Origin of the sequence: Shewanella sp. MM_2022_3, assembly GCF_022557375.1 — a bacterium.
Taxonomy (GTDB): Bacteria; Pseudomonadota; Gammaproteobacteria; order Enterobacterales; family Shewanellaceae; genus Shewanella; species Shewanella xiamenensis.
In genome coordinates, this window is record NZ_JAKZGV010000051.1 from 23,694 (window position 1) to 30,250 (window position 6,557).

The 6,557-nt window shown below is 41.8% G+C and carries 7 protein-coding genes; 4 read left to right on the top strand and 3 right to left on the bottom strand.

Translation table 11 applies throughout. The features are described 5' to 3' along the window. Window positions 1-9 precede the first annotated feature (9 nt). Window positions 10-585, top strand: a complete 576-nt coding sequence (locus MMG82_RS18165; protein WP_241407236.1) for a nuclear transport factor 2 family protein — start codon at window positions 10-12, stop codon at window positions 583-585. Between the two features lie 4 nt (window positions 586-589). Here the strand turns inward: MMG82_RS18165 and MMG82_RS18170 are convergent, their stop codons facing one another. Both MMG82_RS18170 and ltaE read right to left on the bottom strand, forming a co-directional pair. Beyond that, window positions 590-2,053 (bottom strand): HDOD domain-containing protein, encoded by a 1,464-nt coding sequence (locus tag MMG82_RS18170; RefSeq protein WP_169547838.1) that lies wholly within the window; start codon window positions 2,051-2,053, stop codon window positions 590-592. 162 nt (window positions 2,054-2,215) lie between these two features. Then, window positions 2,216-3,229: a low-specificity L-threonine aldolase gene (gene ltaE, locus MMG82_RS18175; RefSeq protein ID WP_188870154.1), complete on the bottom strand. Its 1,014-nt coding sequence runs from the start codon at window positions 3,227-3,229 to the stop codon at window positions 2,216-2,218. 299 nt (window positions 3,230-3,528) lie between these two features. Between ltaE and MMG82_RS18180 the strand changes: the two genes are divergently transcribed. The 3 genes from MMG82_RS18180 (at window position 3,529) to tpx (ending at window position 5,664) form a co-directional block, all read left to right on the top strand. Then, a complete protein-coding gene (locus tag MMG82_RS18180; protein WP_192959176.1) occupies window positions 3,529-4,104 on the top strand; it encodes an OmpA family protein in 576 nt (191 codons plus the stop codon). Between the two features lie 31 nt (window positions 4,105-4,135). Continuing rightward, a complete protein-coding gene (locus MMG82_RS18185) occupies window positions 4,136-4,963 on the top strand; it encodes a mechanosensitive ion channel domain-containing protein (RefSeq protein WP_037420742.1) in 828 nt (275 codons plus the stop codon). A gap of 110 nt (window positions 4,964-5,073) precedes the next feature. After that, window positions 5,074-5,664: a thiol peroxidase gene (gene tpx, locus MMG82_RS18190; protein ID WP_037420745.1), complete on the top strand. Its 591-nt coding sequence runs from the start codon at window positions 5,074-5,076 to the stop codon at window positions 5,662-5,664. A gap of 38 nt (window positions 5,665-5,702) precedes the next feature. On the opposite strand, the gene MMG82_RS18195 is transcribed toward tpx, so the two are convergent. Beyond that, window positions 5,703-6,344, bottom strand: coding sequence for a trimeric intracellular cation channel family protein (locus MMG82_RS18195; protein ID WP_037420748.1), 642 nt, complete (start codon window positions 6,342-6,344; stop codon window positions 5,703-5,705). Window positions 6,345-6,557: the final 213 nt, after the last annotated feature.

A 6,557-nucleotide genomic window follows, 5' to 3' on the forward strand; every position in this document is an offset into this window, starting at 1 on the left:
GAATACCCTATGACAATAATAGCTAAATACAAACATCTTTCAGCCACTTCGCATAATGCCACTCGGCAAAATTCAAGTCGATTCTGTACCACTATGTTCATTCTTGTTGTGGTCGCGTTACTCTTCAGCGCGAATAACCATGCTAATGATAGTAATGCCATCATACCAGCAACAAGCGGCATATCAGTCCCATCTGCCGATGAACAAGCCGCAGCTCAAGTACTTGATCAATTGAATCAATATTCCAGTAGTGCCGATTGGGATAAATATTTTTCACTGTATCGTCAGGATGGGATTTTTATCGGAACGGATGCGAATGAACGTTGGGGAATGGCAGAATTTGAACACTATTCCCGTCCCACAAAAGGCTGGCGCTACGATTTAACTTCGCGCCATTTAGTGCAACATGGTGATGTAATTCTGTTCGACGAACTGCTCAATAGTCCGAGTTATGGCGTGAGTCGTGGTACAGGAACATTAATCAAAACCAATGGAGAATGGAAAATAGCTCAATATCATTTAAGTTTTCCCATCCCCAATGGTATAGCGAAAAAAATCACTGCTGAAATTAAAAAAGCACAGTAAATCGTTATTTTAAGGACACGGTAAAACACACATTTGCCAGCTGTGAGAAGTGGATGAAAGCTTGAAAATCCACTTCTGTAAAACACCTCTCAGATGGTCCTCTGTCTGCATAATAAAAGCCGATCACTTTATTATCCACCAACAAGGGCGCCACTAAAAAACCCGACTCTGGCAATTGCACTTTTAACTCACGACATTGTTCTTGCCATTTTTTGGCACTCGGATTATCAACCCAAAGTGACTCCTTATGCTCCATCGCCATTGGAAATAACCCCTTCTTATCCCCAAGTTCGATAATAAATAATCGTTTCATTTCCTCTGCATCTCTGCCAAGCATAATTCTTGGCTGTAGCTGTTTACGGCTAGGAGACAACAGCAACACACCACAGCGATCAACTCCAACCCCCTCTAAAATACCCTCAAGTACGGTTTGCATGATTTGATTAAAATCGGCTTTATTGATTGCAAAAGCGGTAAGCTCACGCAGTTTAGCTAATTGGATATTTAAATTGGCGGCAAAAATCGGTAGTTCTACTTCTGGCAAACGAGACTCAAGCTTATCGAGCCTCTTGGGATCAGGTAGATAGTCAATCAACACTTTAGCGCCATAGGCTTCAGCTAATTTATGGGTCGCCTTGGTACAACGCTGCATTCTTAAGGTAAATTCACTCTCATCCAGCCCGGTAAAGTTGGCCGCTTGAGTTATAAATTTCTCAAGATCGATCTGATCTGGTATCGCCACAGAGAGCGTTTCGCAAAGTTTATCCGCTAAAAATATACAGCGTATTTCAGGACGAGAGTCATCGGGATTATTTACCGCTTGGATCAATAATTCCCCCAATCCCCAATGGCGAGCAATACTCTGGGTTAGCTGTGAAAAAGAGGTACCTAATGATTCACGAATAAGAGTTCGCTCTTCTGCTGGAGTTTCACATTTCGTTAATTGGCTATCGAGGGTTTCGGTAAATTCTCCCCCGATACTCCAAAACGCACTCTCACCAATATGAAAAAGCAAACAGGCTATAAAGGCCTCCTCTTGAATATCATCATCATAATGACTCAGCATCATCCGAGTTAACATGGCAGCTTGAAATGCCTTAGCCATTAATTTGATTAATCTTTGATATACTGAAGGCGAGAGGTTTTTACTTTCTAACAAGCTAGATAATAATTGTGCAGTGATACAAATATTACGAACTGCATCAAAACCAAGCACAATAGCGGCTCGGCTTACAGTAGAAATTTGCGTACTGCCCTTATGGTAAATAGCGCTATTTGCGACCCGTAAAATACGTGATGTGAGGGCGTTATCATGCATCACGCTACGCCCTAATAAGGCAAGTGAAGAAACGTCATCCTTGGCAAGCTTTTCTAACGTTTGGACGGTGGAACAAAGCGCTGGCATTTCCAACTCACTTATCCGTTTTGTCCAGTAATCAACCCCTTTATTAGTATTATTAGGTTTCAACCTAGCTTTCCCTTGATGGTTTAATGTTATTGTTTTTAGTATAGATAGGCTTAAAAAATTCGCCTTGCATCTGGTTCACAATTCAACGATTGATTTTTAAATCCGCAATAGGCTGAACTGAAAACAAAGAAAAGCCCAAGGTTTAACTTGGACTTTAATCAATTACGCCTGCAGATGTAATTTAAAAACCCGCAGTACTTTATCAATATCCTGGCGCGAGACATCTTTATGGGTAACAAAACGTATGGTACGCCCAGGACTAATCAAAATGCCCTCATTACGACAGCGTTGCGCTAAGGACTGTTCATCGATATGAGAAGCTAAGGTTGCAAACACCATATTGGTTTGAACGGATGGCAAGTCAATTTCAAACTCGTCTAATAGGCTTAACTGTTGGGCCAGATATGTAGCGTTTTGATGATCATCTGCCAATCTTTCAACTTGCGCAGTTAGAGCTAACTCCCCCGCAGCTGCTAGAATCCCAGCTTGACGCATACCGCCACCAAGCATTTTTCGCCAACGCGTCGCTTTTTTAATGAGGCGTTCATCGCCTAAGAGTAACGATCCGACTGGCGCGCATAATCCCTTTGATAAACAGATCGAAACGGAATCAAAGTGTACGGCGATATCAGCAATAGCGATCCCTTGTGCCACTGCGGCATTAGCCACTCTTGCACCATCTAAATGAATTTTTAAACCGCGCTGAAAAGCCAGTGCCTGCGCATTGGCAAGATAAGTTTGGGGCAACACTTTCCCCCCGATAGTATTTTCCAAACTCAGCAAGCGCGTTCGGGCAAAATGAATATCATCAGGCTTGATTGCCGCTTCAATTTCGCTAAGAGCAATAGTCCCATCTAATTGATTTGTTAGCGGTTGTGGTTGAATACTACCTAACACCGCCGCACCACCACCTTCAAATTTATAGTTATGAGCTTGCTGACCGCATAGATATTCATCCCCGCGCTCACAATGCGACATCAAAGCCAGTAGATTGGCTTGGGTGCCAGATGCCGTAAAAAGTGCTCCCTCAAAACCAAACATCTCGGCGGCCATGTCCTGTAAACGGTTAACGCTCGGATCATCACCATAAACATCATCACCCACTTCAGCCCTCGCCATGGCTAAACGCATTGCCTCAGTAGGCTGGGTTACAGTATCACTGCGTAAATCTATCATTTTGTCCTCAACTTCTTCTGCCTATCCCCTATGCGCATATCAAACACGCCTCGCGACTCTAGCCTTAAAGAAAAAAATTGTATAGCTTGCTGATATAGCTGCCGATAAAACATACAACCTAATGCAAAATTTAATCTGATATAATTGATTTATATCGAATAAATGGCAAAACTTGGCGTTATAACGTTTAAAAGCTACAATAGCCAACTAGGATGCTCCTGCTAAAGCAATGCCAATCTCCTAGTGATTTTGACTGCTAGATATTAAACATAAGGTGATTTGTGGTGAATATATCCGTAATGCAATGGATTAAACTAGCCTCTTTAGCATTGAGTTTAACCCTAATGCTACCAGCTTATGCGTGGCAGGATACAGATCAAGATGGCGTGCCCGATATTAAAGATGCCTGCCCCAACACAACCACTAACACTACGGTGATGGCAAATGGCTGTGTTTATGAAGTCGAAGCCACGGCCACTAATATTCAATGTAATCTCAATGACCCCAGCACCTATTCAGCTCCTGATTGTCATCATATTGAGACAGCCATTGTGTATTTTGAGTTTGCGATAGCAGAGGTAGATTTATCGCAGTGGAAAGCATTAGCCTTAGTCAAAGCATTTTTAGAGTCAAATACTGATGTTCATTTAATCTTGGTTGGGCACACAGATATTGTCGGCACACCTGAGTTTAATTATCAGTTATCACTTCAACGTGCGCAAAATGTGAAACAAATTTTGGTTGAAGACTATGGATTCAACCCAAATCGCTTTACCGTTGTCGGTAAAGGTATATCTGAACCAGTAGCAGATAATCGTTCCAGCGAAGGTCGCAGATTAAATCGACGAGTACAATTTTTCGTCAATAATAAGTAGTTTTGTTAGCGTATTTTTAGGGAGTAATTTAATGGAAAACCTTGAAGGCTTATTAAAGCAGGCTCCAGATCTGATCATGACCTATGGAGTGAAGATCTTATTTGCCCTTGTTATCTTTTTTGTCGGTAAATATTTTTCCGGCGTTGCGCAAAAGGTAGTGCGAAAGCTACTCAACAGCCGCAAAGTTGATCCAACGGTGGTCTCTTTTGTAGCCAACTTATCGTGGGCTGTTGTGTTTGTCTTCACCATTATCGCCACCTTAGGCCAAATTGGTGTGCAAACCGCATCTTTAGTCGCGGTTATCGGTGCCGCCGGTTTAGCGATAGGTTTAGCGCTGCAAGGATCATTATCTAACTTTGCTTCAGGCGTGTTAATGGTGTTATTCCGCCCATGTCGCGTGGGTGACTATATTGAAGCTGCTGGTATTGCTGGCACTGTTGATGAAATCACCATTTTCTCAACTAAATTACGCACGCCAGATAATAAGGTTATCGTTGCGCCCAACTCTTCAATCATGAATGGCACGATCACCAACTACTCAGCCTTAGAAAATCGTCGTATCGATTTAGTCATTGGCGTGTCTTATTCTGCGGATATTGCCCAGACTAAAAAAGTTTTAACCGAGATTTTAGATAACAACCAATATGTGCTGAAAGAACCGGGTTACACCGTGGGTCTGTCTGAACTAGCAAATTCTTCAATTAACTTTGTAGTTCGTCCTTGGGTAAAAACGGCGGATTACTGGACAGCTCGTTTCGAGATTTTAGAACAAATCAAAAATGCGCTTGATGCAGCCAATATTGAAATTCCATTTCCACAAATGGATATTCATGTAAAACAACTGCCCGAGAGCAAATAATCAGCAGTGATATTAGAAGGCCGGTGAAAACCGGCCTTTTTTATGGTGATAAGCCGGATTTTGGCGTACCTTAACCGAATATGCACACATATCTGAGTAAGAGAGAGAATATGCCAAAGTATGTTTCATTTCTGGCCGCTGGCTGTGTTTTTAGTTTAATGCTGCTCAGCCCAATGGCGATTGCCAGCAATAAAACCCAAGTAATGATGGGTGAAAAGACTGTCACCCTAGAAGGAAAATTACCTCAACTTGAGCAAATGGCCCCAAGATTTAAAGTCGTTGATGATAAATTCAATCCAATCAACTTAACCGACTTTAAGGGAAAAACCATCCTGATTAGTGCAGTGCCTAGCTTGGATACGGGTGTTTGTGCGTTACAAACTAAACGCTTTAATAGTGAGGTCAGCCACTTTTCTGATGATGTCGTCATGCTAACCATCAGCACGGATTTACCTTTCGCGCAAAAACGTTTTTGTAAAGTTGAGAATGTCGAAAATATTAAAGTGTTATCCGATTCTGTTTGGCGTGATTTTGGCGAGAAGTATGGTCTGTTAATTGAAGATTATGGCTTACTTGCACGGGCGATTTTCATCGTCGATGCCGAAGGTAAACTCAAGTACCAAGAATTAGTACCCAACATTACCCAGCATCCAAACTATGATGCCGCGCTAGAGGCGCTAAAAACCATTCAAGCACAGTAATAAGCATAAAAATAGGGCATTTAATGCCCTATTTTTTACTAGTGCGTATGTTGGTCGCCGTTGGCTTGATAGTCGAAGGTAGGCATAGACCAATGATAGCGTAATGCTAACATCCGCCAGCTAAATCCAAAACTTAAGCAAATTAATAGATTAATCCATTCAGCCAATTGATAGGCGTTTAGCGTGATATATAACCCCGCCGTAAAGAGTGAGATTACCGCATAGAGCTCTTTCTTAAAAATCAAAGGCACTTGATTACAAAGAATATCGCGAATAACACCACCAAAAACACCGGTAACCAATCCCATAACGACCGCAATAGTTGGACTAAAACCAAGCATCAGGGTCTTTTGCGCGCCAACAATTGAGAATACCGCTAAGCCTAAGGCATCGATTGCCAAAAACAGCTTAGACAAATAACGCATAACTGGCGCAATCGCGACGGTTAACAAAGATGCAAATGCAATCGCAATTAGATAGTGGACATTCTCGACCCAAATCAAAGGGTAATTTCCAAGTAACATATCTCGTAAGGTGCCGCCACCGATAGCGGTAGCACAACCGATAATGACTACGCCGAATAAATCCATCTGCTTACGGCCAGCGGCTAATGCCCCAGTCATGGCCTCAGCCAAAATCCCAATCAGCCATAATAATCCGATAAATTGCGCTTCTTGCATTTAAACTACTTATTACCCATGCATAAAAAACGGATTTTGCCTGATAATCCACGGGCTGGATAATGAGATTATTTAAATTTTGTCATTAGAATATTTAATCTATTGATACCATTTATGCATTAGTCATTTCTAACTTTCAATATCACGCTACGCCACAATCCTTAAATAACAATAAATTAACTAATAGATAGCAGTCCACCACATTCAATTAAG

Bases quoted from the DNA above. Each gene is read 5' to 3' on its own strand.
- MMG82_RS18165 (WP_241407236.1), top strand. From the start codon at position 10: ATGACAATAATAGCTAAATACAAACATCTTTCAGCCACTTCGCATAAT.
- ltaE (WP_188870154.1), bottom strand. From the start codon at position 3,229: ATGATAGATTTACGCAGTGATACTGTAACCCAGCCTACTGAGGCAATG.
- MMG82_RS18180 (WP_192959176.1), top strand. From the start codon at position 3,529: ATGCAATGGATTAAACTAGCCTCTTTAGCATTGAGTTTAACCCTAATG.
- MMG82_RS18185 (WP_037420742.1), top strand. From the start codon at position 4,136: ATGGAAAACCTTGAAGGCTTATTAAAGCAGGCTCCAGATCTGATCATG.
- tpx (WP_037420745.1), top strand. From the start codon at position 5,074: ATGCCAAAGTATGTTTCATTTCTGGCCGCTGGCTGTGTTTTTAGTTTA.
- MMG82_RS18195 (WP_037420748.1), bottom strand. From the start codon at position 6,344: ATGCAAGAAGCGCAATTTATCGGATTATTATGGCTGATTGGGATTTTG.